The following is a 24,948-nucleotide window of genomic DNA, read 5'->3' on the forward strand; positions in this document are numbered from 1 at the left end:
CCTTTGATGGCGACCCGTAAATAAAATCACTGCATCATAGTTGGCAAAAACAACGTGAGCTTGCGTTGTTCTGCCTGCGATGCAAATGCTTGTATCGCCTCGCGGAGATCGGGTGCCAGCGTGATGCCATCAGCCACCTCAATATAGACAGTACTTTCATTGGGGATACTGTCTAATAAGCGGCAAAGTTCGGGTTTACTGATGAAGGTAATGTTCTGGTGAATACGCAGTAAATGAATGCTGCCGTGCTGTGTGAGCGTTAAAGTATTTTTCTCGGCTTTCATGACGCTGATTAATAGCTGGCACAATACGCCAAGACCAATACCTTGCAGCAGGCCTATTCCGACAATTCCAGTCACCGTAACCATAAAGGGAATGAACAGCGTCTTACCTTGCCGCCATTCTCTGATGAACAATGACGGAGAGGCGAGTTTAAAACCGGTGAAAATTAGAATGGCGGAAAGGCTGGCAAAGGGGATCGTATTCAATATCGGGCCCAGTAACAGCGCGCTCAATGCCAGGAGCAGACCGTGAAAGATCGCCGAAAAACGCGTGCGAGCGCCGGCATACACATTCGCAGAACTACGCACAATAACCGCCGTTAGCGGCAGACCTCCCAATAAGCCGCTCACCATATTACCTGCGCCCTGCGCAACCAGTTCACGATCGGAGTGCGGTGCGCGCTTGAGGGGATCTATACGTGACGTCGCCTCGAGGCTGAGTAAGGTTTCCAGGCTTGCCAGCAGAGCAAGACTGAAAGCAATCTGATAGAGCGAAGGCTGTGATAATGCCGACCAATCGGGCGCTGAGAGTGGCCATGCTTCATCCCATGACCAGTCAGGCAGCTGCACCCGCTGCGATAATGGTAACTGCCAACCTTCTGAAGTGGATAATAAAAATTGCGCCACTATTCCCCACAATACAACGACCAGTGGTGCTGGCAGCGCAGACCATCGGCTTTGCTTAAATCGTGGCATCTCCATCAGGACAAGCAACACCAAACTCACCGCCATAATCAGCACCGATCCGCCGGTGATGTCATGGAAAAAATGCAGCGAAATCTGACTGCCTGCTGGTCTGTCTGGTACATAACCAAACGCGACAGGTATCTGCTGAACGATAAGTAAAATGCCAATGCCCGCCAGCAAACCACGAATCACGGTTCCGGGGATTAAGCCGGCCAACCGGCCTAAACGAAATAGCCCCGCCGCAATCTGAAGTGCTCCCGCCAGAATCAGCGCAACTAACATGGCGGATATGCTGCCGAGTGTTGCAATGCTCGTCACCACTAGCGCTATCATTCCTGCTGCTGGCCCACTGACGGAGAGCGGAGAAGGACTGATGGCTGTAATCAGTAAACCGCCAATAATTCCACTGAGCAGACCCGCCAAAGGCGGCATGCCGCTTGCCTGAGCCACCCCCAAACATAACGGTAACGCCACCAAAAACACTACCACGCCAGCAAATACATCCTGTTTCACCGTCGCTAAATAAGAAAAAAGAGGCGTCTTCATAGAGTGTTCTCTCCGTTCTCATCCGACAAAACGTCCAGAATCCCTGTTTTTAAATCATAAATGCAGCCAAAAATCTCCAGCGGGCGCTGCCGTTTTGCCGATTGAAACAGCGAAGTTTGCTGCAAATGTACAATCTGCTGACGCACGTTAGCTTCTACAAAGAATCGTTTGAGGTGATCTTTGGATAACTGCCTCCACTCCGGATGCTGTTTGATCTGCTGGCGCAAGGCCTGGCTGAGAGGGAACATCTGTCGGGTGAGTGGCGTATCCTTTTTTTCTTCGCCCGGTACCACTGCCATCAAACCGGCAAAATCAACACCGCCGCAGTGGGTATGGCCGCAAATGATCACGGTATCTACTCGCAACGTATTCAGAGCATATTCAATGCCGCTCATAATGCTGTCGTCCTCTGCCAGCACCTGATTCGCGACATTACGCATCACAAATAATTCACCCGGCGATGCCTGAACCAAAGTATCTACCGGCACCCGGCTATCAGCACAGCCAATCCACAGGCAACGTGGCGCTTGCCCCGCCTCATGACGGGAAAAGTATTCGGCGTCGTGACGACTGACGCGCGCCGCGTGGATGCGGTTACGCGCCAGCAGGAGTTCTAATGTGGCGTTAGGCATTAGCTATTCTCCTTTAGGATCATTTGTGGCAGCGTTTTCTCAGTGCGTAATAATCTGAGCGCATTAAACGTTACCACCACCGTGGCACCCGAATCGGCCAGAATAGCCACCCAAAGCCCGGTAACACCGAGCATGCTGGTCAGGAGAAAAATGATTTTTAAGCCAATTGAGATCGTCACATTCTGACCAATGATGGTTCGGGTGCGGCGGGCTAAATGCAGAAGCTCAGGTAATCCAGCAAGGCGATCATGCGTTAGCGCGACGTCGGCGGTTTCGAGGGCGACGTCGGTTCCGCCGCTCATCGCAATGCCAATATCTGCCGCCCGCAATGCAGGCGCATCGTTGATACCGTCACCAACCATGGCCGTTGGCGCTGCGATTTGTTGCAGATAGACCGCTTCCACTTTGTGCCTGGGTAACAAACCAGCCTGATATTTCATCCCAAGTTGTCCGGCGATAGCCGCAGCCGCTCGTGGGTTATCACCTGTCAGCATCAGGCTATCAACATTCATAGCGGTTAAAGCCTGAATGGTTTTTTTGGCGTCTACACGCAACGTATCCTGCAGTGCAATAATGCCCAGCGGCACATTCTCTAATGCGACCACCACCACCGTTAATCCGGCATCCTGCAAACGCTCAGTTTCACCCTGCAAGATGCTGTCAGGTGCGAATGGCGGCGCAAACGTAGGTGCCATGACGTTGACGTCCCGACCATCAATATCGCCTTTTACCCCCTGACCAGATAACGCCTGGCGATTGCCAGCAATCGGATAATCATTAAAGCGCTTTCTGGCTTGACGGATAATGGCTTGCGCCAGCGGATGGGATGATCCCTCCTCTACACCTGCGGCGAGGCTTAACACCCGGTCTTCATCGTCGGGTTTATCAGTGATAACGCAAACCACTGTTGGACGCCCTTCTGTCAACGTGCCTGTTTTGTCCATGGCGATAACTTTTATCTCGGCCAACTTCTCTAATGCGGCTCCCCCTTTAATCAGAATCCCGCGACGGGCTGCCGCAGCCAAACCGGAGGTAATTGCGGCAGGCACTGAGATCACCAGCGCACAGGGACAGCCGATTAACATCACCGCCAATCCCCGGTAGAACCACATATCCCAGGGTTGGTCGTAGAAAAAGGGAGGAATAATCATCACCATCATGGAGAGCAGAGCAATGATCGGCGTGTAGGTGCGGCTGAACACATCAATGAATCGTTCTGTCGGTGATTTATGCGCATCGGCTTCATCAATCAATTTCAGAATGCGATCAATGGCGTTACAGCCTTGTTCAGAGGTGACGATGAACCGACAAACACGATCAACGATTACGCTACCGGCATAAATCTGTTGTCCTTTTGCGTATTCCACCGGAAGAGATTCTCCCGTCAATGCACTCTCATCGAATGCGGCCATGCTGTCCTGCAAAATGGCATCAGCCGGTAACCTACCGCCGGGCGCAATTTCAATTTCATCACCTGGCTTCAATTGACTAACGGGTACCGCCCTCAAGATTCCATCATCCAAAAGCATGACGGTTTCCGGCATTATGGCCATCAGAGAAGAAACCCCCGCTCGCGCTCGCTGCGTAGCGTAATGCTCAAGACTTTCACCGATATGAAACAGCCAAAGCACCACTGCCGCTTCGTGTACGGCATTGATCATCAATGCCCCCAGCGATGCGAAACTCATTAAGGTTTCCATGCTGAAAATATTGCCTTCCAGAGATTTCCTCCATGCTTTACGGGCAACTGGCCACAACGCAAAGAGTACGAAAAATATAAAGAGCAGTTGTGAAAATCTGATTGAGAGAATCTGCATAGACCAGGCAGTCAGCAGCAGAATTGAAAAGCCAGCAATAGGTTTAAATAAATCATTTGAACCAGATCTAAATATTATGTTCTTTTTCACCTTCAGCTCCAAATTAGCGACACATGTCGAGAGTGAAGATAAACAACAGATCATTCCAATCGCTCAATGTGAATTACAAATAATTACATGAAGGTTTTATTACAACAAACATAACGACATGAATTAAATAAACAAAGACCCCATCACTAAACGAAATATAAATTGCTTTACGCGTCAAAATAAATGCAATTACTAAATTCATGTAAATAATGACGTTTACATGTTGCCCGACCGGGTATATTTAATGCAAAACTAAAAGCGGAAGCCTGAATACCAGGCGCAAATGGAGAGTGTAATATGAAAAAAATGATGCTTGCTGTCGCAATGTTTGCTACTACATTGATTTTACCCGTAATTTCTCAAGCGCAGGATAATTTTCCGGTTGAAATTTCTTACAAGGAAACAAAGGGGGGAAACTGGGAGCATATTGGTGACATCTCCTTTACCAACCAAAGAAGAACTTCTGAAGAAGTGCTTGAGTCAATCAGAATTGAAGCGCAAAAACGTGGAGCCGTTGGGTATTATGTAACTCGCCTGCAAATGATGAACAATGGTTTCTGGAGTGCGAATGCAGCCATTTATTCGCCGAGAAATAATATGGCGAAAAATAATTAGGGATGATGTGTAATGGGATTATTCAAATCACTCTTTGCGGGCATTGCAAGTGGGCACCATGGCGGACATGGACATCATCATCACAAGGGTAGTGATTCCAGCAGATATTCCCCCTCTGCTAATGAATCCCTGACGCTACCTTGCCCATATTGCCAATACCAATGCAATAAAGACGATCGCTTTTGCGGAAAGTGTGGTGGCGAAACCAATGCCATCTGCCCCAACTGCAACAATGTGATTTCACCGGTGGCGACATTCTGCAATAGGTGCGGATTGCAGAAGCGCAAAGGTTAACTGATATTCATTGAGCTATAAGATAAAAAGACCAGCGAGCAAGAGTCTGGTCTTTTTATTTATTCAGGGTGAGATAAGCGTAATGGGCAGGATGAGCCATCCTGCCCTTACTATCAAATAAACGACCAAATCAGCCAGGTCAGCGCAAAACCACATAATCCCATGATCGTGGTCAGCACCGTCCAGGTTTTCAAGCCATCTGCAACCGACAAGCCGAGATAGCGCGTGACCACCCAGAAGCCGGAATCATTGACATGCGACAAGCCCAGCGCACCGAAGCATGCTGCCAGCGCGACCAATACCAGCTGCATGTCACCCAGCCCGGCGGCAGCGGTGCTTAACAAGCCGCAGGTGGTGACGATGGCAACGGTGGCGGAACCTTGTGAGGCGCGCAGCGCTAACGAAAGGATAAATGCGGCTGGGATGAGCGGCAGATTAATGGTTTGCAGCGAACCCGCCAGCGCTTTACCGACGCCAGATTCAACCAGCACGCGGCCAAATGCACCGCCCGCGCCGGATACCAAAATTACGCCTGCCGCAGTTGAAATGGCGTTATTCGATAAGCTTTCAATCTTATCTTTCGTCCAGCCACGGCGAATACCCAGCAACCATGCGGCTAACGCTACAGTCACCAGCAAAGCAATACCTGGCGAGCCGAGCAAGGTTAAGGTGTTCAGTAACAAACTGTCTGGGGTTAAGTATGGCGGGAGCAGCGTGCCCAAGGTAATCAGGAAAATAGGCAGAACGATCAAGCCGGAGATCACCCACGCGCCCGGCACATTTTGTTTTTCCTCGCTGGATGACGTCTTCTCGCTGCTTTCAGTTAATTGCAGCTGCTCCAGCACCTGAACTGACAACGCGTAATTTTTGCGATTAATCGCTTTGGCCGCGAAGTAGCCAACCACACCGACGGGAATTGAAAGCGCAATGCCCAGCAGCATCAACCAACCCAAATCCGCATTCAGTAGCGCAGCGGCCGCCGCTGGGCCGGGATGGGTTGGCACGGTGACATGGACCATCAACATCATGCCGGCCATCGGTAAACCAAACTTCAGCGTTGATACTCGCAGCACCTTGGTGAAGCCGTAAATCAGCGGTACCACAATGATAAAGCCAACATCAAAGAACACCGGTAAGCCAAGGATAAAAGCCACCGTGGTCAATGCCGCTACCATGCGCTGTGGTCCGCACAGCTTCGCGAAGCGATTGGCCAGCGCATCCGCACCGCCTGATGCTTCAATAATCGCTCCGAGTATCGCGCCCAGAACAATAATCAGCGCGATGTTACCGAGCAACCCGCCCATGCCGCCGAGAATCACCTTCATGATCTCGCCGGTAGGAATTCCGGTGGTTATCGCCACAAACAAGCTGGAAACCAGCAGAGCAATAAAGGGATGAACTTTTGCTTTTATCACCAGAAGTAACAGCAAAATCACGCTTGCCAGCGCGATGGTTAACAACAACGTCGTAGACATCAGTAAGACCTCTAATAATTTTTTTCAGCAGGTAAAAATGGTGTTGGCGCAATGTGAAGCTAAAAAACGACTCATCCCAACGGGATATGAACCGTACGGTGGGTTACTTTTTAAAAATCAATGACCCAAACCGCTTACCACCGTATTGATGTGTAGCACTCGCAACCCTCCTTGTTAAATTACGTTAATATTTGTTTGTTAGTGTGAATCCTGACAGCTTTGTTGTTAAATAAACGTGTCAGGCTTCACAAAACCCACCGTAAAACGCTTGAAATAACAATTCTTCACATTACCTTTCATATCTCTACAAACCGGCTTAGCCCCACGGGCCAACGCCTAACCCGAAGGGGTGAGTTTGTATTTGCACGATGGCGATGGTGAAGGTTCATAAGCGTGTGAAAATATGTTAAAGCGCAGGTGGGATATGAAGAGTGTTGATAGTGGAGCGTGAGAAGTGATAGAAAAATCCCCGGCGATAATCACGCCAGGGATGGGGAAGAAGGATATGTTGTGTACTAAGCTCCCGCGCCAGATTGCGGTGCCGCGGGGATGCGTTTCCCCTTCAGCATATTTCGCAGTGCCGGTTCGGCATATTTGGTGATCAGGAAAGCAATGTAGTACAGCACTGTGGCCACCACGATAGGCATCAGCAGCATGACAACTTCACTTTTGATATAGACGTTAAGTTTAATCAGCGTGGCGATCATCAGGTTTTCATGAATCAGATAAAATGCATAACTGGCAAATCCAACAGCAGTCAGGAAGCGTATTGAAAGCCAGCGCTCCATCTGCTTTGAGTAGAAACTGGCGACAAAGAACAACATCACCATCAGCAATGGAATCACAGTTATCGCGCCGGCATTTTTGACGAAATAGCTGAAGTTAATCAGCATCGCCACGGCGACAATCGCATAATGGAACAGTTTATCGCGGCCGTGCATACGTTCATAAACCAGGCAGCCGACCATAAACCACGAATAATGAATAAAGCCAAACTTAGAAATAATATCAATCAGCAGCGGATGCCCAAGCGATTTTAATACCGACGAAGCAGATAACAGCAGCATTGGCACCAGCAAAGCAGGCAAACAATATTTCCGGCCCAGGGTAAAGTAGACGGCGCCAATAATCAGATAGAAAACCGCCTCGACATACAGCGACCAGAACGATCCCGCCATCGATTTAAATTCAATGCCGGTTAATTGCGTTAGGGTTTCAGGATTGGTAAATATTAAGCCAGGCAGCAGATTCCTGACGTAAGGCGTCATCGCTGACCATTCCGGAAAGAAACCGCCTACCGCAAACAGCAGCATGCTGGCAATAAACATGGCGGGAAACAGGCGCAGCCAGCGCTTCTTCAGGAAACTGACATAACTCTGCGATTTATCCAGCGTCATAAAAATGACAAATCCCGAGATCATGAAAAACAGTTCTACGCCAAGCCAGCCAAAGCTGAAAAGTGGGATATGTTGTGTTTGTGCGACATAAGGCAATAATTCCGGCCATCGCGCGTAAGCGTGGTAACCGATAACTAACAGGATCGCCAGGCCGCGCATACCATCAAGGTGCGTTATACGTGCGTGCATAATTCCCTCAGGAAAGATGACTGGAAGAGTAAAGTCAAATTAACACTGACAGAGTTTTACAATCAATCAGGCTAATTCTGATTAAAGCAGAATAAAATAAGAGTCTCTTTAAAAAAACAAAGCCACTCATTAATGGAGAAATAAAAAGATTCCCATCAAATATCAGTGACTAAATTAATGGAATCAGAAACTCAAATTTTCCATTACAGATTGTGATGCGGTCCCGGCCCGACAGATTCACGCACAATTAATTCACCGGAAAAGGTTTTGTCATTGCGCATTTCGCCGCCATCCAGCATGGAAATCAGGCGTTCAATGGTTTCCTGAATCATCTCGGTAACCGGCATTTTCACACTGGATAATGCTGGAATAGTGAACGGCGCCAACGGGATATCGTCGAACCCGATCACTGCCACTTGAGCAGGCACCGCAATCTGCGCTGCCGCCAGCGCTTTTAATGCGCCTACCGCCATATCATCGTTGCTGGCCACCAGCGCCGTGAAATTCCTGCCCTGCTTCAGCAACTGTTCCACTGCTGTCATGCCGTTTTGCGCCTGCCATTTTCCTTCGACCACCAGCGCATCATTCATTGGAATGCCATGTTTGGTCAGCGCTGCCTGGTAGCCCGCCAAACGTTCGCGCCCGGTCGGCGAATCCAGCGAACCGGTGATAAAGGCAATATCGCGATGACCCAGCGCAATCAGCTGCTCCACCGCAGCGCTGCTGCTGCGCTGTTGATCGGAGTAGATGCAGTAACTGTCGTGCTGACGCAGACGGCGGTTGATTACCAATATCGGATGTTTGTGCTGCGCGATGATGCTGTCCATTTCATCGGTGGTGAGAAAACGCGGATAGATAATCACGCCATCACAACGCAAATCGAGCAGAAACTGAATGGCCGCGCGCTCCTCTTCGGCGCTGTGTTTGCCATCCACCAACAGCAGCTGACGGCCCTGCTGTTCCATCAGGCGCGCGGAGTGCTGCATCAACTCGGTAAAGTAGCTGCCGGTATACAAGGTGTTGGTGATCACCAGCCCAATCGTCTGGCTGGATTTGGTCGCCAGGTTGCGCGCCAGCAAGTTAGGGCGGAAATCGGTGGCGGCAATCGCCTGATACACCTTCTCGCGTTTTTCCTGACTGACATAACCATTGCCAGACAACACGCGTGAAACGGTCGCTTTTGATACGCCGGCTACTTTTGCCACCTCAATTATGGTCGCCATGTTTCACTCTTTTTTCATGCTCATCGCATCAGTGTACCTAAGCGACGAAATGTACGGCAATTTTTCTGCAATCGCGCCATAAATGCCCTTTCACCCTCAGCGATCAACTTCACACTTTCAATCATTGAATTTTAATTCTCTTGCCTGGTTTACATCACATCTTCATGATTTTGTGAAACCGGTTTCTCATGATTAAAAATCACGCAGAAAACCGCTGTACCTCTACCAAATAATCAGAGATCAAAAATCCATGGCTAAAAATTATGCGGACGTCTCGCGCGCCATCGTGGCTGCGCTCGGCGGCCTGAACAATATCGAAGCGGTGACGCATTGCATGACGCGCCTGCGTTTCGTGGTGAAAGACAGTGCGCACATTGATAACGCCGTGCTGAAAGCCATTCCCGGCGTGATGGGCGTGGTGCATACCGATACACAATGTCAGGTGATCATTGGCAACAACGTGAACCTCGCCTATCAGGAAGTGTTGAAGCTCGGCACACCGAACAGCGATGGCTCAGCGCCAGTGAAACGCAAAATCACCCTGCGCAGCATCGGTGCCGGGATTCTGGATGCGCTGGTGGGCACCATGTCGCCGCTGATCCCGGCGATCATTGGTGGCTCGATGGTGAAGCTGCTGGCGATGGTGCTGGAGATGAGCGGCGTGCTGGAGAAAGGCTCCTCGACGCTGATCATCCTCAACGTGATCGGTGACGGCGCGTTCTTCTTCCTGCCGATTATGGTGGCCGCTTCAGCCGCGCTGAAATTCAAAACCAACATGTCGCTGGCGATTGCTATCGCGGGCGTGCTGGTGCATCCCAACTTTGTCGATTTGATGGCGAAAGCGGCGCAAGGCCAGGCGGTGGAATTTGCCTATATCCCGGTGACGGCGGTGAAATACACCTACACGGTAATTCCGGCGTTGGTGATGACGTGGATCCTGTCTCACATCGAATATTGGATTGATCGCATCACGCCGGCGGTTACCAAGAACTTCCTTAAGCCGATGCTGATTGTGCTGGTGGCTGCACCGATTGCTATTGTGCTGATCGGACCGCTCGGCATCTGGATTGGTAGCGGCATTTCGGCGCTGGTTTACACCATTCACGGCTATCTTGGCTGGTTGTCGGTGGCGATTATGGGCGCGCTGTGGCCGCTGCTGGTGATGACCGGTATGCATCGCGTATTTACACCAACCATCATTCAAACCATCGCCGAAACCGGCAAAGAAGGTATGGTTATGCCGTCAGAAATCGGTGCCAATCTGTCGCTGGGCGGTTCATCGCTGGCGGTGGCGTTCAAAACCAAGAACCCTGAACTGCGTCAAACCGCGTTTGCGGCGGCGGCATCGGCGATTGTCGCGGGCATCTCTGAACCGGCGCTGTATGGCGTAGCGGTCAGGTTGAAACGCCCGCTGATCGCCAGCCTGATCAGTGGCTTTATTTGCGGCGCGGTGGCCGGGATTGGCGGACTCGCCAGCCATTCGATGGCCTCGCCCGGCCTGTTCACCAGCGTGCAGTTTTTCGATCCCACCAATCCGATGAGCATCGTGTGGGTCGGCGGCGTGATGGTGCTGTCGGTGGTGCTCTCCTTCATTCTTACGTTGATTCTCGGCTTTGAAGATATTCCGGTCACCGAGCCCGCGCAGGCTAAGCCGGTAACGGATGAGGCCAAACCCGGCAACGTTAATTTATCCAAGGTGTAAAAGAGGTTTTTATGTCTGAAGTGACATTTCCAGAGGGATTTTTGTGGGGCGGCGCGTTAGCCGCCAATCAGTCAGAGGGGAGCTATCTGGCGGGCGGTAAAGGCTTGACCACGGTGGATATGATCCCGCACGGCGCGCATCGCATGCCGGTAAAGCTGGGTCAGGAGAAGCGCTTCGCACTGCGCAGTGATGAATATTACCCAAGCCATGACGCCATCGATTTTTACCGTCGCTACAAAGACGATATCGCGCTGATGGCGGAAATGGGCTTCACCGTGTTCCGCACCTCGATTGCCTGGAGCCGTATTTATCCGCAGGGCGATGAATTGACGCCCAACGCGGAAGGCATTGCGTTCTATCGCAGCCTGTTTGAAGAGTGCCAGAAATATGGCATCACGCCGCTGGTGACGCTGTGCCACTTCGATGTACCAATGAATCTGGTGACCGAATACGGTTCGTGGCGCAATCGTAAAATGATCGAATTTTTCAGCCGCTACGCGCGTACCTGCTTTGAAGAATTCAACGGTCTGGTGAAGTATTGGCTGACCTTTAACGAGATCAATATCCTGCTGCACAGCCCGTTTTCTGGCGCAGGTTTGGTGTTCGAACCGGGCGAAAACCCGGAGCAGGTGAAGTATCAGGCGGCGCATCATGAGCTGGTTGCGAGCGCGCTGGTGACCAAAATCGCCCATGAAATTAACCCGGAAAATCAGGTTGGCTGCATGCTGGCGGGCGGCAATTTCTATCCGTGGTCGTGCAAGCCGGAAGACGTGTGGGCGGCGCTGGAGAAGGATCGCGAAAACCTGTTCTTTATCGATGTGCAGGCGCGCGGCGCTTATCCTTCCTATGCCGCGCGGGTGTTCCGCGAGAAAGGCGTGGAGATTGCGATGGAACCGGAAGATGCCGCCACGCTGCGTCACACCGTCGATTTCGTCTCCTTCAGCTATTACGCCTCACGCTGCGCCTCGGCAGAGATGAACGAGCAAAACAGCAGCGCCGCCAACGTGGTGAAATCGCTGACCAATCCGCATGTCAAACGCAGCGATTGGGGCTGGGGCATCGATCCGCTCGGCCTGCGCATCACCATGAACATGATGTATGACCGCTACCAGAAGCCGCTGTTCCTGGTGGAAAACGGGCTCGGCGCGCACGACGAAATCAACGCCGACGGCGAGATTCACGATGATTACCGCATCAGCTACCTGAAGGAACACATTCAGGCGATGGGCGAAGCGATTGCCGATGGCATCCCGCTGATCGGCTATACCACGTGGGGCTGCATCGATTTGGTGGCGGCATCGACCGGCGAAATGAGTAAGCGTTACGGATTTGTTTATGTTGATCGTGATGATAAAGGCAACGGCAGCCTTGAACGCATCCGCAAGAAATCGTTCTGGTGGTACAAGCAGGTGATCGCCAGCAACGGGCGAAATCTGGACGCGATTTAAATAGGTGGTCGCCATGAATGGCGCCCCTACTAAGTGCGGCGCGGCGTTGCGGTTGGCCACGCTTGTTGCGGGAACAGATAGAGCCGAATACTGAACAGATGGAACAGCGGCGTTAGCACCCTTTCGTCGCGTTTCGCCAGTTGTTCCAGCTTCAGCAGCAGCAAATCCAGCTCCTCCTGCAAATCCGCATGCGGCGGCGTTTGCAGCGACTTTAGGCGGCGCTTGAGAAACAGCGCCAGCTCATGAAACATCTGACCGCTATCCAGCTGATATTGCTGCAGCAACTCCTTATGGCGCGCGTAATAGTCAAAGCTGTTAACGCCCAGCCACACTTCCTTGAGCAACATGCCAGCCGAACGCATATCGGGATGCGGATCGAGGCGTAAACGCGGCAACACCACGTTCACTTTATCCAGCATCAGGCTGATAAAGCGTTGACGTCCCAGCAGTGACGAACCGTTTCGTTCGGTCTCTTTAATAAAGCGCAGCAGCTCGCGCAGACCTTGCCGCACGGCGCGGCGCGCGGTCCATGAGGGACGTTTGTTGCGCATGATGGCGGTGATGATGACTGCAAACATTACGCCCGCCATGGTGGCAATCGCGTTGTTGATCAGCAGCACCAGATCGGGTTTTAAATGGTGGCCAAGGCCAATAAAGCCGGGGATCTGAATCGCCACGCTCAGGCCAATCATGTTGGTGGAGGGACGCGCAATCATCAGCGCCAGCAGCATCAGGCCGGGCGCGAGGCAAATCATCAGGGCTTCGAATGAGGTGGCTTGCGGGATCAAAAGCGCCACGTAAATCACGCTGATAATGATTGCCACAATGACGCCACGCACAAACAGCTTCATCGACGTCAGCGGCGTATCCTGGCTGGCGAGCAATGAGCAGAGAATTGCCGCCATCACCGGCGCCGATGCGCCATCACGCCAGCCCGTTCCCATCCACAACAAGCAGGAACCAAAGGTGGCACAGAACGCGGTTAATGCCGACAGCCGGATTAATCCTTTATCGAAAAAACGGTGCGTGCGTTTGCCGCGCGCCAGTGTAGTGTCGCCCGAGAGATCGCTCACCAATCCGCCAACGCTTTGATAAGCACCCGCAATGCGCACGAAATCCGCCAGCCGCTCCATTAATCCGGTAAACAGCAGCCAGTTTTCGGTGGGCAATTCGCCATTTTGCCAGGCGAGATTAATTTCAGCCTGGCAATCACTCAACGTCTGTTGAATGCCGCTGGTTTCCCCTACCGCTTCACCGTTGTTGAGCCACTGCAGAAACAGCTGAAAGGTCTGCGCCACGTTTTCCGGAAAGGCGATTTGCAGTGTGGAGAGCCGCTGCAGGCGCATCTCGATGGCCGTTAACGTTGGGATCAAATAGGAAAGATGTTGATACTGCACGCTCACCAGCCGAATCAGTCGCCGCGCGGCATCACCTTCATAGACGCAATGAGTGATCAGCACTTCTACCTGCTGCGGATGGGTCGCCATGCGGATCAGAATGTCGTCACGCTCGGGCGAACTGTCGCTGGGAATGCCAGAAAGCAGATCGCTGCACAGCTTGCGTGCGTTGAGATACCAGTGGCTGACACTCTGCTCCAGCAGGCTGCGCATCGACACCGGAAACAGCAGCGCGTGCACCAGGCTGCTGCAGACGATGCCGAGTGTGATCTCTTCTATCCGGGAAATCACCGTACTGGTGATCGACAGCGGCGTGGTGACTTCCGGGAAACCCATGATCGCCGCGCTGTAACCGGCCAGCATAAACACGTAACTTTTCGGTGTGCGGTCGTGCAGCGAAAGATAGAGGCAAACGCTAACCCACAGCGAAATGCAGAAACAGAACAGCAGCGGATGCTGCACGGTCGGCGGAAAGATAAAGAAGACAAACACGCCGCCTAATAAGGTGCCCAGCAGGCGAAACACCGATTTGGAAATGGTTGAGGCGGAATAGAGCTGCGACGCGAGCAAAACCGTGGTAACCGCCCAGGCCGGTTTATCCAGGTTAAGTTCAAGTGCGAAATAGAGTGCCAGAAAGGCGGCCAGACAGGTTTTTACAGCAAAAAAAACGGCGTTTTTTGAAAACCACTGCATGACACGGTGACCAGGATGTACTGAATGTTGCGTATCCTGCCAGAATGTGAAAAAGCCTCACCTCGATAAATATGTCGAATTGTTTCGTAATCGAAAACCATGTTCATCGCGTGGTTTGTTTGCGGCGCGAATGCGTAAGCGAGGCTAATGCTATATCACGAAAAAGATGCCGTATTGTTGCAAAATTACTCATCATCAGCGTTTTGAGCCGCATTAACGCACATTAGTTATCAGGTCGATAAATGTGTGCTGGATCACATTTTGGCGAAATGCGCCCTTTTTGGCCGTTTATCCATAAAATAATTTCGCGCATCGACAGGTACTAATATCGCTGGGATTTTCTCAGGGTGTGCATTTATGCATGCAAGGTCGCCATGAATGGCGACCCTACGGGGGACATGTGTACTTTTTTAACCGCAGCGATGGTAATATTTGCGCGCTGAATAATGCGAAGAACTTTCGGGAACGCAGTATGTTACGTAAACATCAAATTCATCGGGAAGCCGACGTGCTGCTTTCCCTGCTCCACATTTGCAAAATCGTCATTACGGCCCTTTTTCTGCTGCTGTTTATTTCTCGCTCAGCAATTGCTGAAATAAAAGACGATAAAGCCAATCGCATTGTCAGCGGCATTATTAGTTTTACCCATTGGCCGGGATTAACCGGCACGCCTCAGCTTTGCGTATTTTCTTCTGCACAGCATCTTTCGCTGCCACAAAATAAAGTGCCCTCAGCGGTACCGTTCAGCGTGGTTTATCTCTCCAGCGAGAGTGAACTGGCTACGCAGCATTGCGATGCGGTCTATTTTGGCGATCAGACACCAGAACAACAGTTAGAACTGTTAAATCACTTCAAGGGTAAAGCGGTATTAACCCTTGCAGAGAACAATGCGGAATGTACTGTCGGGGCGGCTTTCTGCCTGATTTTTAAATCAGATCACACGCTGTTCTCAGTTAACCTTGATTCGCTTGCCAGGAGCGGCGTCAAGGTGAGTCCGGACGTGTTGTTGCTGTCCCGCAATGGAAGCAAATAAGATGAAATTAGAAAATTCAATCAACGATAAATCATCGATTCGCAACAAGTTGCGCAAGATCAGCACCATAAACTCGGCGGTTATTTTACTGCTGTGCTGGCTGTTGCTCTCATCGACTTCCCTGCTGTTTATTAAAAGCTACGAGAAAAGAAACCTCGAATTAATTGCCGCCACGCTCAGCACCACGCTGACCGCCGCCACGGTTTTTGAAGACAGCTACGACGCGCATAATAAAATCGCGCGTCTCGGCAATGAAGGTATGTTTGATTCGGCGAAATTAGTGACTGACGATCAAACCGTTTTAGTTGACTGGCATGATCAACAGGAACAAACCGGCTGGTATCCGCGTTTATTACGTGAGTGGATTTATCTCAAACCGTTTAGCGTTAATATTATCCACTCTGAAACCAATGTCGGTACGCTGACGCTGGAAGGTACGGTGACCGGCGCGGCTGATTTCATTCGTTATTCGCTGATGATTCTGACCAGCGGCATGCTATGTGTATTAATCATTTCATTCCTGCTGAGTGAGTTTCTCCATCGCGGCATTCTCGCCTCGCTGCGCAACATCACCAGCTCGATCCACTATGTGATTCATTCCGGTGATTTTTCCTTACGTATTCCAGAGAGTCCGACGCGCGAGTTTCAGCTGTTTTCAAATGACCTCAACTCGTTGCTGACAGAAATGCAGACGCTGCAGGCTTCTCTGATGCGCGATAACCGCACGCTGGCGGCTAAAGCGCTGGAAGATCCTTTGACCGGCCTCGCCAATCGCGCCGCCTTTGTGGCGCGCTTAACACAGTTGCTCGATCAGCAATTGGCGAAAGAGCGCTTCGTTTTGCTGTTTCTCGATGGCGATCGCTTTAAAAGCATCAACGATAATTGGGGCCATGCGGCCGGTGATGAGGTGCTGAAAGCCATTGGTTCACGGCTTTCGACATTGGCTTATAAGCAGGATCTGGTCGCCCGATTAGGCGGCGATGAGTTTGCCATGCTGATAAGCAGCCGCGCCAGCGACGCACAACTGCAGTTGTTGATGCAGGATATTAGCGAATCGATCAGCCAGAAAATCATTATTGCGGAAGGCACACCGATTTCTACTTCGGTGACCATTGGTTACGCCTGGTCGCAGCACGGTGATACCGTTGAGTCGATTCTGGAACGCGCAGATATGAACATGTACAAAAACAAGGGAATGAGTAAGGTGCGGATATGAAGATGAAAATTTTCCTGATGGTGTGTGTGTTAGCGCTGGTCGGTTGCCAGACAAAGGGACGTTTCAGTGACGAGCAGATTGCGGCAATGCGCAATGCCGGATTCAGCCAAAATACTGAAGGCTGGGGATTAGGCTTGTCGGACAAAATCCTGTTTGGCGTCAATGAAGTGCAACTCACTCCCGCCAGCAAAGAGAATATTCAGTCGATGGCGAAAAATCTGGCGTCGACCGGCATTAACCATGTGCGTATCGACGGTCATACCGATAATTACGGCAAAGCGGATTACAACCAGCAACTCTCATTGAAAAGAGCCAACGCCGTCGCAACACAATGGGCAGCAGGCGCCGCGATTCCGCGCGAAAATATTATTACGCGCGGATTAGGTATGAGCGCACCGATTGCCAGCAATAACAATGCGCAGGACCGCGCGCAAAATCGCCGCGTGGCGATTGTGATTACGGCGCCGTGATAATCTGGCGCGCAATCGCATAATCATAAAGGCGGTCGCGCGCTAAATTCTTCATCTTCACTTCGCACATAATATCGAAGGCGTTAAACGACAGCGCCCAATCATTTAAGCTTTGATTGAAGTAATAATCGGCATGGGCGCGAAGTTTGCTTTTCGACACCGCCAAATCCTGCTGATCCGGAAAACCGTGATCGGGAATCAGACCTTCCTGCGCAATTGAATAGTGCAAAACTGGCCTTACTCCGCGCCACGACTCTTTTATCAGCGCGATGCGCGTATCGTCTGCCTGAATATAGTGATTCTCTTTCACCCAATGATGGTGAATATCCAACACCACCGGACACAACTCACGCGCCTGCAACACATCGTCCAGCGAACAGGATATTTCATCATTCTCAACCGTCAGCATATTGCGCGCTTCAGGACTCAGCCGCAAAAACGCGGCGCGAAATCCCTCATAGCCCTTTTTGCCGTTCATATGGATGTTGATTTTGAAATCCTGAAACTGGCGGCCATAACCCATTAATACCGCGCAGGTGGCATGATATTCCACATCCTCAATGGCGCGATCGACCACGCCATCGTTATCGGATGCCAGCACCGTATATTGGCCGGGATGGAATGACAGACGGATATTATTGGCACGCGCCAGCTCGCCGCAGCGACGTAATAACGGTGTGAAATCGGGCAATAATTCACCATATAGCTGCGTGGCTTCCGGCACAGTATACAGCGGCAAAAGATCGCTGCCGATGCGCATCATGCGCAGCGCGTCCGGCTGAGTGGCAAGCTGTTCGAGCGTGAGAAGGAGATTGTGCAGATTGTTTTGCGCCAGCTGGTTCAGCAACGTGATGCGTGAATCATCGTCAAGGCCGAGGAAGCGCGTGCGCGTGGTGCTTTTGAAGGGATACGGCTGTTTAGCCTGTTGATCCAGATACTTACAAGCAAAGCCTAATTTCATTTCATCCCCCATTTAATCAGCCTGAAAGCTTAGCTGTTATTTGGGAATGTGCACGGTTGGTCGTTATAAATGGCGATCAACCGTGCAGGGTTTTGTAGGGTCGCCATTTATTGCGACCTGGATAAATCACACGTCAGGGAACGTCATATTGCTGCCCGGCGCTTCACGATGTAGATGGATAAAGTTCAGGTGACGTTCGTACTGATCGAGAATATCGATAATCACCTGCTCTTTGTTGTAGTCCATCAAATCGTTGCCCTGGCTGCCTTCCAGCAGGAAGGTTTCCAGACGGTAATAAGTCGATTTACCACTGCGTGCACGATAGGTAAAGCCCGGGACCGAATACTGCTGCGGCCAGATTTGATACACGAAATCCTGCTCTTCGCCCAGCAACACGCGCAGATCAAGGTGGCCCAGCGGCTGCCCCTCTTCTGGCTCCGCACGCTCCAGCGAGATACGTCCGCCGCGCAGCTCCAGCTCCTTCGCCACATCCTGCATTGCCGGGAACAGCACTTCTTCCATCATCTTCTGCGTGTAGCGCGTGCCAGGATAGTTCATCAGGCGTGACAGGCGTTTTTTCCAGCTCAGGCGATCGTTACTGGCCGGAATGTACGGCGCAGTGTCGCGGCTGGCGCTGGCACGGCGATGATCTTCCACCTTCAGCGATTTATAAAGTCCGGCCATCACAAAGAAGATCACAAAGCTAAACGGTAAGCCCATGATCACCGTGGCATTCTGCAGCGCAGAAATACCGTTGGTCATCAGCATACCCATCGTCAGCACACCAATCGCAATCGACCAGAAGATACGCAGCCAGTTCGGTGCATCGCTGTTGATGTCTTTCAGCTTCGAGGTGAAGTTACCCAGTACCAGCGAACCGGAATCCGCTGAGGTCACGTAGAACAGCATGCCGGTGATGGTGGCCACCGAAGCGCTGAATTTAAATGCCGGATACTGCGCTAGCAGGCTGTAGAAGCCGCGTTCAGCATGCGCCATCACTTCCTGGGCAAAGCCCGCGTCGCCGTGGATGATTTCATACAGCGCCGCGTTACCAAATACCGACAACCACAGCAGCGTAAAGGTGAACGGGATAATCAGCGTACCCAACACGAACTCACGAATGGTGCGACCACGCGAAATACGTGCAAGGAACAAGCCGACGAATGGCGACCAGGCAACCCACCACGCCCAGAAAAACAGCGTCCAGCTATTCATCCACTCGCGTGGCTGATCGAAGGCAAAGGTGTTCAGCGTCATACCCATAAAGCGATTGACGTAGTCACCGACGTTCAGCACCAGCGCGTTGAGCAGGAAATCGGTTTTGCCCATAAACAGCACGAACAGAATCAAGCCCAGCGCCAGCGCGACATTTAACTCAGAGAGAATACGGATGCCTTTGTCCACGCCGGAGGTCACTGAAATGGTGGCGATGATCACCGACAGCACAATCAGCGCCGCCTGCGCCGTGAAACCTTCCGGCACATCGAACAGCACGTTGAGGCCGTAGTTTAGTTGCACCACACCAATCCCTAAGGTGGTGGCGATACCAAAGATGGTGCCGATCACCGCAGCAATATCCACCGTGTGACCAATCGGGCCATTAATGCGTTTGCCGAAAATCGGATAGAGCGCGGAGCGGATGGTGAGCGGCAGGTTGTAGCGATAGCTGAAGTAGCCGAGCGCGATGCCCATCAATGCGTACATCGACCAGCCGGTGACGCCGTAGTGGAACAGCGTCCACACCATCGCCTGACGCGCGGCTTCCATGGTCTGCCCTGCACCTTCTGGAGGCTGCATATATTGCGTTACCGGTTCGGCAACCGAGAAGAACATCAGGTCAATACCGATACCGGCGGCAAACAGCATCGCCGACCAGCTCAGTAAACTGAACTCGGGTTTAGATTGCTCCGGCCCGAGTTTGATCGCGCCGTAGCGCGAACATGCCATATAGATGACGAACACGATGTACAGCGTGGCAGCGAGCATGTAGTACCAGCCAAACGTGGACGTGACCCAATTGACGGCGGTCAGAAGCCAGCTGGCAGCGAGTTCGCTGTAAAAAATCGTGACAAGTGAAAATGTCAGAATCAGTCCAGCTGAGGTGTAAAACACCACAGGATTGATTCTGTCTTTTTCACTGGCAGGTGGATTAATCATCGATTACCTCTGGTTAATTTCCTGTAGTACGTGCCAAAAAAGCTCAATCAGGTCGCCATTAATGGCGACCCTACGAGGGAAAGTGCGGTTTTCGTGGGGTGCGCGTGAGTACGCACCTGCTGAGATCCCTTCAACTCACCGCTTCGTTTTTGTAACAATCCAAGCACAGCATCCTAACAAATTTCTTTTTTATATTGAACGTGCAATCAAAAAAAGTTTTAATAGTGTCCTTACATTGAGGTGGAGCTGGAGTGTTATGCCAAAGGTGGGAATGCAGCCGATACGTCGTCGGCAACTGATTGATGCGACCCTGAGCACCATTAACGAAGTCGGGATCAACGACGCCACCATTGCGCAGATTGCGCGACGTGCTGGCGTATCGACAGGCATCATCAGCCACTACTTCAAAGACAAGAACGGTCTGCTGGAAGCCACGATGCGTGACGTAACCCGTCAGCTGCGTGATGCGGTAGCAGCAAGGTTAAAACCGCTGGCCGACGCCAGCACCGAAGCGCGCCTGCTGGCGATTGTGGAAGGCAACTTTGATGATTCGCAGGTGCACAGCGCCGCGATGAAAGCCTGGCTGGATTTCTGGGCCAGCAGCATGCATCAGCCACAGTTGGGCCGCTTAGAGCGCGTAAGCAGCCGTCGTCTGTTTTCCACGCTGGCAGCCGAATTTCGTCGCGTTATTCCGCGCGAAAAGGCGCGCCTGGCGGCACATGGCCTCGCCTCGCTGATTGATGGCCTGTGGCTGCGCGCGGCGCTCAGTGGCAAACCGTTCGATTTGGCTATCGCCAGACAGCTCACCACCCAATTCATTCGTCAGCAATTGGCTGACCAGAATCACTGAGGAAGGAGAAATCATGTCCCGATTCACCGAGCAACACCTTTATATTGATGGCGCATTAGTTCCCGCTGCGGCGGGCAACACATTCCAGACCATCAATCCGGCAAACGGCGAAGTGCTGGCCGACGTGCATGAAGCCGATCGCACAGACGTTGATCGCGCAGTGGCCGCAGCGAAAAAAGGCCAGAAAGTCTGGGCGGCGATGACCGCCATGGAACGTTCGCGCATCCTGCGTCGCGCGGTCGATATTCTGCGTGAGCGCAATGACGAACTGGCCGCGCTGGAAACCCTCGACACCGGTAAACCACTGAGCGAAACCCAATACGTAGATATCGTGACCGGTGCCGACGTGCTGGAGTACTACGCGGGCTTGATTCCTTCGTTGGAAGGCCAGCAAATCCCGCTACGCGACACCTCTTTCGTGTATACCCGCCGCGAACCGCTGGGCGTGGTGGCCGGTATCGGCGCGTGGAACTATCCGATTCAGATCGCTTTGTGGAAATCCGCACCTGCGCTGGCCGCCGGTAACGCGATGATCTTCAAACCGAGCGAAGTCACGCCGCTCACCGCGCTGAAACTGGCAGAAATCTACACCGAAGCAGGCGTACCTAATGGCGTGTTCAACGTGCTGAACGGTCGCGGCGCGGTTACTGGCCAACTGCTCACCGATCATCCGGGCATCGATAAAGTCTCCTTCACCGGCGGCGTCGCCAGCGGTAAGAAAGTGATGGCGAATGCGGCCGGTTCCACGTTGAAAGACGTCACCATGGAGTTGGGCGGCAAATCACCGCTGATTATCTTCGATGACGCCGATCTCGACCTCGCCGCTGATATCGCCATGATGGCGAATTTCTACAGCTCGGGTCAGGTTTGCACCAACGGCACGCGCGTGTTTATCCCGGCTACGTTGCAAGCGGCGTTTGAAGCGAAAATCGCCGAGCGCGTGGCGCGCATCAAGGCGGGCGATCTCAACCATCCTGATACCAACTTCGGTCCGCTGGTGAGCTTCGCACATCGCGACAACGTGATGCGCTTCATTGAATCCGGCATCAGCGAAGGTGCGCGTCTACTGTGTGGCGGTAAACGCCTGAGCGGCGCAGCTTTCGATAACGGCGCATGGGTAGAACCAACCGTGTTCACCGACTGCCGCGATGAGATGACCATTGTGCGCGAAGAGATCTTCGGGCCGGTGATGTCGATTTTGAGCTACGAAAGCGAAGAAGAAGTGGTTCGCCGCGCCAACGCCACCGAATTTGGCCTGGCTGCCGGTGTAGTAACCCAGGATCTCAACCGCGCGCACCGCGTGATTCACCAGATTGAAGCGGGTATCTGCTGGATCAATACCTGGGGCGAATCTGACGCTGCGATGCCTGTCGGCGGTTACAAACATTCGGGTGTCGGCCGCGAAAATGGCCTGATGACGCTGCAAAACTACACGCAGGTGAAATCTGTGCAGCTCGAAATGACCCGTTTTCAGTCCGTATTTTAATTTTGGCTTTTAACCTGAGGAACGACTAATGGAATTTGATTACATCATTATCGGAGCCGGATCCGCAGGGAACGTTTTGGCAACAAGACTGACCGAAGATAGCAGCGTCAATGTGCTGCTTTTAGAAGCGGGCGGCCCAGATTACCGCTTCGACTTCCGCACGCAGATGCCTGCGGCGCTGGCTTTCCCGCTGCAGGGAAAACGCTACAACTGGGCGTACGAAACCGAACCTGAGCCGTACATGAACAATCGCCGCATGGAGTGCGGACGCGGTAAAGGTTTGGGCGGATCGTCGCTGATCAACGGCATGTGCTACATCCGTGGTAACGCGATGGATCTCGATAACTGGGCCAATGAACCTGGTCTGGAAAACTGGAGCTACCTGAACTGCCTGCCCTACTATCGTAAATCTGAAACGCGCGATATCGGTGCCAACGATTATCACGGCGGCGAAGGTCCGGTGAGCATCACCACCTGTAAACCAGGTAACAATCCGCTGTTCGCCGCGATGATTGAAGCCGGCGTGCAGGCGGGTTATCCGCGCACTGACGATCTCAACGGTTATCAGCAGGAAGGCTTCGGGCCAATGGATCGCTTTGTGACGCCGAAAGGTCGCCGCTCCAGCACCGCGCGCGGTTATCTCGATACCGCGAAAACGCGCCCGAACCTGAAAATCGTCACTCATGCAACCACTGACCGCATCCTGTTTGAAGGTAAACGCGCGGTCGGCGTGCAGTATCTGCTGGGTTCCAGCAATACCTCGCATCAGGCGCATGCGCGTCGCGAAGTGCTGCTGTGCGCCGGTGCCATCGCCTCGCCGCAGATTCTGCAGCGCTCCGGTGTCGGTGCCGCTGAACTGCTAAAACAGTTCGATATCCCGCTGGTGCATGATTTGCCGGGCGTGGGCGAGAACTTGCAGGATCACCTCGAAATGTACCTGCAATATGAGTGCAAAGAGCCGGTTTCGCTCTATCCGGCATTGAAGTGGTGGAACCAGCCGAAAATCGGTGCCGAGTGGCTGTTTAACGGCACCGGCGTCGGCGCCAGCAACCACTTTGAAGGCGGCGGCTTTATCCGCAGCCGTGAAGAGTTCAGCTGGCCTAATATTCAGTATCATTTCCTGCCGGTAGCGATTAACTACAATGGCTCGAATGCGGTGGAAGCGCACGGTTTCCAGTGTCACGTTGGTTCGATGCGCTCACCGAGCCGCGGCCATGTGCGTCTGAAATCACGCGATCCGCGCCGCCATCCGGCGATTCTGTTCAACTACATGTCACACGAACAGGATTGGCAGGAATTCCGCGATGCGATTCGTATCACGCGCCAGATCATCAACCAGCCGGCGCTGGATAAATATCGCGGCAAAGAGATCAGCCCAGGCTTGGATTGCCAGACCGATGAGCAGTTGGATGAGTTTGTGCGCAATCATGGCGAAACGGCTTATCACCCGTGCGGCACCTGTAAAATGGGTACTGACGAGATGTCGGTAGTTGATGGCGAAGGCCGCGTGCATGGCGTCGAAGCACTGCGCGTGGTGGATGCCTCAATCATGCCGCTGATCATCACCGGTAACCTCAATGCCACTACCATCATGATCGGCGAAAAAATCGCAGATAACATTCGTGGCCGCCAGCCGCTGCCGCGCAGCGAAGCGGATTACTTTGTTGCCGGTGATAAACCGGTGCGCGCTGAACCGATGCGTGGGTGAGATTAATTTAAGGGCGACGTTGGTCACGGTGCCTATCTGTTAAGCATAAAACGGTCGCCATTAATGGCGACCCTACAAATGTTTAGCGAGGGTTTCGTAGGGTGCGCATTCATGCGCACCTGCATACAGATGCAGCTTATTCATTAGGTATTAATAAATTGCGCAGCTACGGTAATGGGTTTAACTCCTCAGGTTACATGTTTGACCGCGTCTAATTGACCCTAAAATTTCGATTGTCACCACAGTTCAAATCGTCTCTCATCAAATACATCTTCTCTCTCGCTCATGAAATCTAATTCTTCCTTTCCCTCATGCACAAAGGTCTTCCAGCTCAGCTTTACCGGACGCAGCAATAATGTATCCCCTTCACGAGTGATTTCGAGTTCGTTGATACCATCCAAATCCATGTCATGCGGCAGACAGATAGCGCGTTCATTGCCATATTTAAATATTGAGACAACACGCATAATTTTGTCCTCTTAAAATTTCAACCTTTTATACGCGCATGATTTGAATGTAACTATCTATTAGTAATGATTTTTTGATATAGATTCCAGGTAATCCCATTTTCATTGTTAGAA

General features: G+C 52.1%; 20 protein-coding genes. 10 read left to right on the forward strand and 10 right to left on the reverse strand.

Features of this window, described 5'->3' with window-relative positions; all coding sequences use genetic code 11:
- Positions 1–26: 26 nt before the first annotated feature.
- Genes BM323_RS13220 through BM323_RS13230 form a run of 3 tightly spaced genes read right to left on the reverse strand, consistent with a single transcriptional unit; the run spans position 27 to position 4,053 of the window.
- Positions 27–1,514 (reverse strand): SulP family inorganic anion transporter, encoded by a 1,488-nt coding sequence (locus BM323_RS13220; protein ID WP_008106855.1) that lies wholly within the window; start codon positions 1,512–1,514, stop codon positions 27–29.
- The gene (locus BM323_RS13225) at positions 1,511–2,146 is read right to left on the reverse strand and encodes a carbonic anhydrase (RefSeq protein WP_008106859.1); all 636 of its coding nucleotides are present in this window, start codon (positions 2,144–2,146) and stop codon (positions 1,511–1,513) included. Before BM323_RS13225 ends, BM323_RS13220 begins: the two co-directional genes overlap by 4 nt.
- Entirely contained in the window at positions 2,146–4,053 is a 1,908-nt protein-coding gene (locus BM323_RS13230) for a heavy metal translocating P-type ATPase (protein WP_254773263.1), read from the reverse strand. Before BM323_RS13230 ends, BM323_RS13225 begins: the two co-directional genes overlap by 1 nt.
- A 297-nt stretch (positions 4,054–4,350) precedes the next feature.
- On the opposite strand from BM323_RS13230, the gene BM323_RS13235 reads away from it, so the two are divergent.
- Entirely contained in the window at positions 4,351–4,668 is a 318-nt protein-coding gene (locus BM323_RS13235) for a YdgH/BhsA/McbA family protein (protein WP_008106864.1), read from the forward strand.
- 12 nt (positions 4,669–4,680) lie between these two features.
- Positions 4,681–4,962: a double zinc ribbon domain-containing protein gene (locus BM323_RS24735; RefSeq protein WP_071531661.1), complete on the forward strand. Its 282-nt coding sequence runs from the start codon at positions 4,681–4,683 to the stop codon at positions 4,960–4,962.
- Between the two features lie 113 nt (positions 4,963–5,075).
- Here BM323_RS24735 and BM323_RS13245 read toward each other — a convergent pair whose 3' ends face one another.
- From BM323_RS13245 to BM323_RS13255, 3 genes are all read right to left on the reverse strand, one after another.
- Entirely contained in the window at positions 5,076–6,437 is a 1,362-nt protein-coding gene (locus BM323_RS13245) for a GntP family transporter (protein WP_008106866.1), read from the reverse strand.
- Between the two features lie 515 nt (positions 6,438–6,952).
- Complete coding sequence (locus BM323_RS13250) at positions 6,953–8,023, reverse strand: acyltransferase family protein (protein ID WP_008106868.1); 1,071 nt, start codon at positions 8,021–8,023, stop codon at positions 6,953–6,955.
- Positions 8,024–8,226: 203 nt separating this feature from the next.
- Positions 8,227–9,246 carry a LacI family DNA-binding transcriptional regulator gene (locus BM323_RS13255; protein WP_008106870.1) on the reverse strand — a complete coding sequence of 340 codons (1,020 nt, stop codon included), beginning with the start codon at positions 9,244–9,246 and terminating at the stop codon, positions 8,227–8,229.
- A 250-nt stretch (positions 9,247–9,496) separates the two neighbouring features.
- Between BM323_RS13255 and ascF the strand changes: the two genes are divergently transcribed.
- Positions 9,497–10,948 (forward strand): PTS cellobiose/arbutin/salicin transporter subunit IIBC, encoded by a 1,452-nt coding sequence (gene ascF / locus BM323_RS13260; RefSeq protein WP_008106872.1) that lies wholly within the window; start codon positions 9,497–9,499, stop codon positions 10,946–10,948.
- An 11-nt stretch (positions 10,949–10,959) separates the two neighbouring features.
- A complete protein-coding gene (locus BM323_RS13265; protein ID WP_091003776.1) occupies positions 10,960–12,396 on the forward strand; it encodes a 6-phospho-beta-glucosidase in 1,437 nt (478 codons plus the stop codon).
- A 29-nt stretch (positions 12,397–12,425) separates the two neighbouring features.
- On the opposite strand, the gene BM323_RS13270 is transcribed toward BM323_RS13265, so the two are convergent.
- The gene (locus BM323_RS13270) at positions 12,426–14,486 is read right to left on the reverse strand and encodes an FUSC family protein (protein WP_008106876.1); all 2,061 of its coding nucleotides are present in this window, start codon (positions 14,484–14,486) and stop codon (positions 12,426–12,428) included.
- A 472-nt stretch (positions 14,487–14,958) separates the two neighbouring features.
- Between BM323_RS13270 and BM323_RS13275 the strand changes: the two genes are divergently transcribed.
- Genes BM323_RS13275 through BM323_RS13285 form a run of 3 tightly spaced genes read left to right on the forward strand, consistent with a single transcriptional unit; the run spans position 14,959 to position 17,205 of the window.
- The gene (locus BM323_RS13275) at positions 14,959–15,519 is read left to right on the forward strand and encodes a regulatory sequestration protein YfiR (protein WP_036649019.1); all 561 of its coding nucleotides are present in this window, start codon (positions 14,959–14,961) and stop codon (positions 15,517–15,519) included.
- 1 nt (position 15,520) lies between these two features.
- Entirely contained in the window at positions 15,521–16,735 is a 1,215-nt protein-coding gene (locus tag BM323_RS13280; RefSeq protein ID WP_008106879.1) for a diguanylate cyclase DgcN/YfiN, read from the forward strand.
- A complete protein-coding gene (locus tag BM323_RS13285; RefSeq protein ID WP_008106883.1) occupies positions 16,732–17,205 on the forward strand; it encodes an outer membrane lipoprotein YfiB in 474 nt (157 codons plus the stop codon). The genes BM323_RS13280 and BM323_RS13285 overlap by 4 nt, the downstream gene beginning before the upstream one ends.
- Here BM323_RS13285 and uvsE read toward each other — a convergent pair.
- Entirely contained in the window at positions 17,192–18,166 is a 975-nt protein-coding gene (gene uvsE, locus BM323_RS13290; protein WP_036649022.1) for a UV DNA damage repair endonuclease UvsE, read from the reverse strand. The genes BM323_RS13285 and uvsE overlap by 14 nt on opposite strands.
- A 126-nt stretch (positions 18,167–18,292) precedes the next feature.
- The gene (locus tag BM323_RS13295) at positions 18,293–20,323 is read right to left on the reverse strand and encodes a choline transporter (RefSeq protein ID WP_008106887.1); all 2,031 of its coding nucleotides are present in this window, start codon (positions 20,321–20,323) and stop codon (positions 18,293–18,295) included.
- 256 nt (positions 20,324–20,579) lie between these two features.
- On the opposite strand from BM323_RS13295, the gene betI reads away from it, so the two are divergent.
- From betI to betA, 3 genes are read left to right on the forward strand one after another with little or no spacing between them, the layout of a single operon-like run.
- A complete protein-coding gene (gene betI / locus BM323_RS13300; RefSeq protein ID WP_008106889.1) occupies positions 20,580–21,173 on the forward strand; it encodes a transcriptional regulator BetI in 594 nt (197 codons plus the stop codon).
- A 13-nt stretch (positions 21,174–21,186) separates the two neighbouring features.
- A complete protein-coding gene (gene betB / locus BM323_RS13305; RefSeq protein ID WP_008106891.1) occupies positions 21,187–22,659 on the forward strand; it encodes a betaine-aldehyde dehydrogenase in 1,473 nt (490 codons plus the stop codon).
- 28 nt (positions 22,660–22,687) lie between these two features.
- Positions 22,688–24,367 (forward strand): choline dehydrogenase, encoded by a 1,680-nt coding sequence (gene betA / locus BM323_RS13310; RefSeq protein ID WP_008106893.1) that lies wholly within the window; start codon positions 22,688–22,690, stop codon positions 24,365–24,367.
- A 236-nt stretch (positions 24,368–24,603) separates the two neighbouring features.
- On the opposite strand, the gene vapB is transcribed toward betA, so the two are convergent.
- A complete protein-coding gene (gene vapB, locus BM323_RS13315) occupies positions 24,604–24,834 on the reverse strand; it encodes a type II toxin-antitoxin system VapB family antitoxin (protein ID WP_008106894.1) in 231 nt (76 codons plus the stop codon).
- Positions 24,835–24,948: the final 114 nt, after the last annotated feature.

This window comes from Pantoea sp. YR525, assembly GCF_900116775.1.
GTDB lineage: Bacteria > Pseudomonadota > Gammaproteobacteria > Enterobacterales > Enterobacteriaceae > Pantoea > Pantoea symbiotica.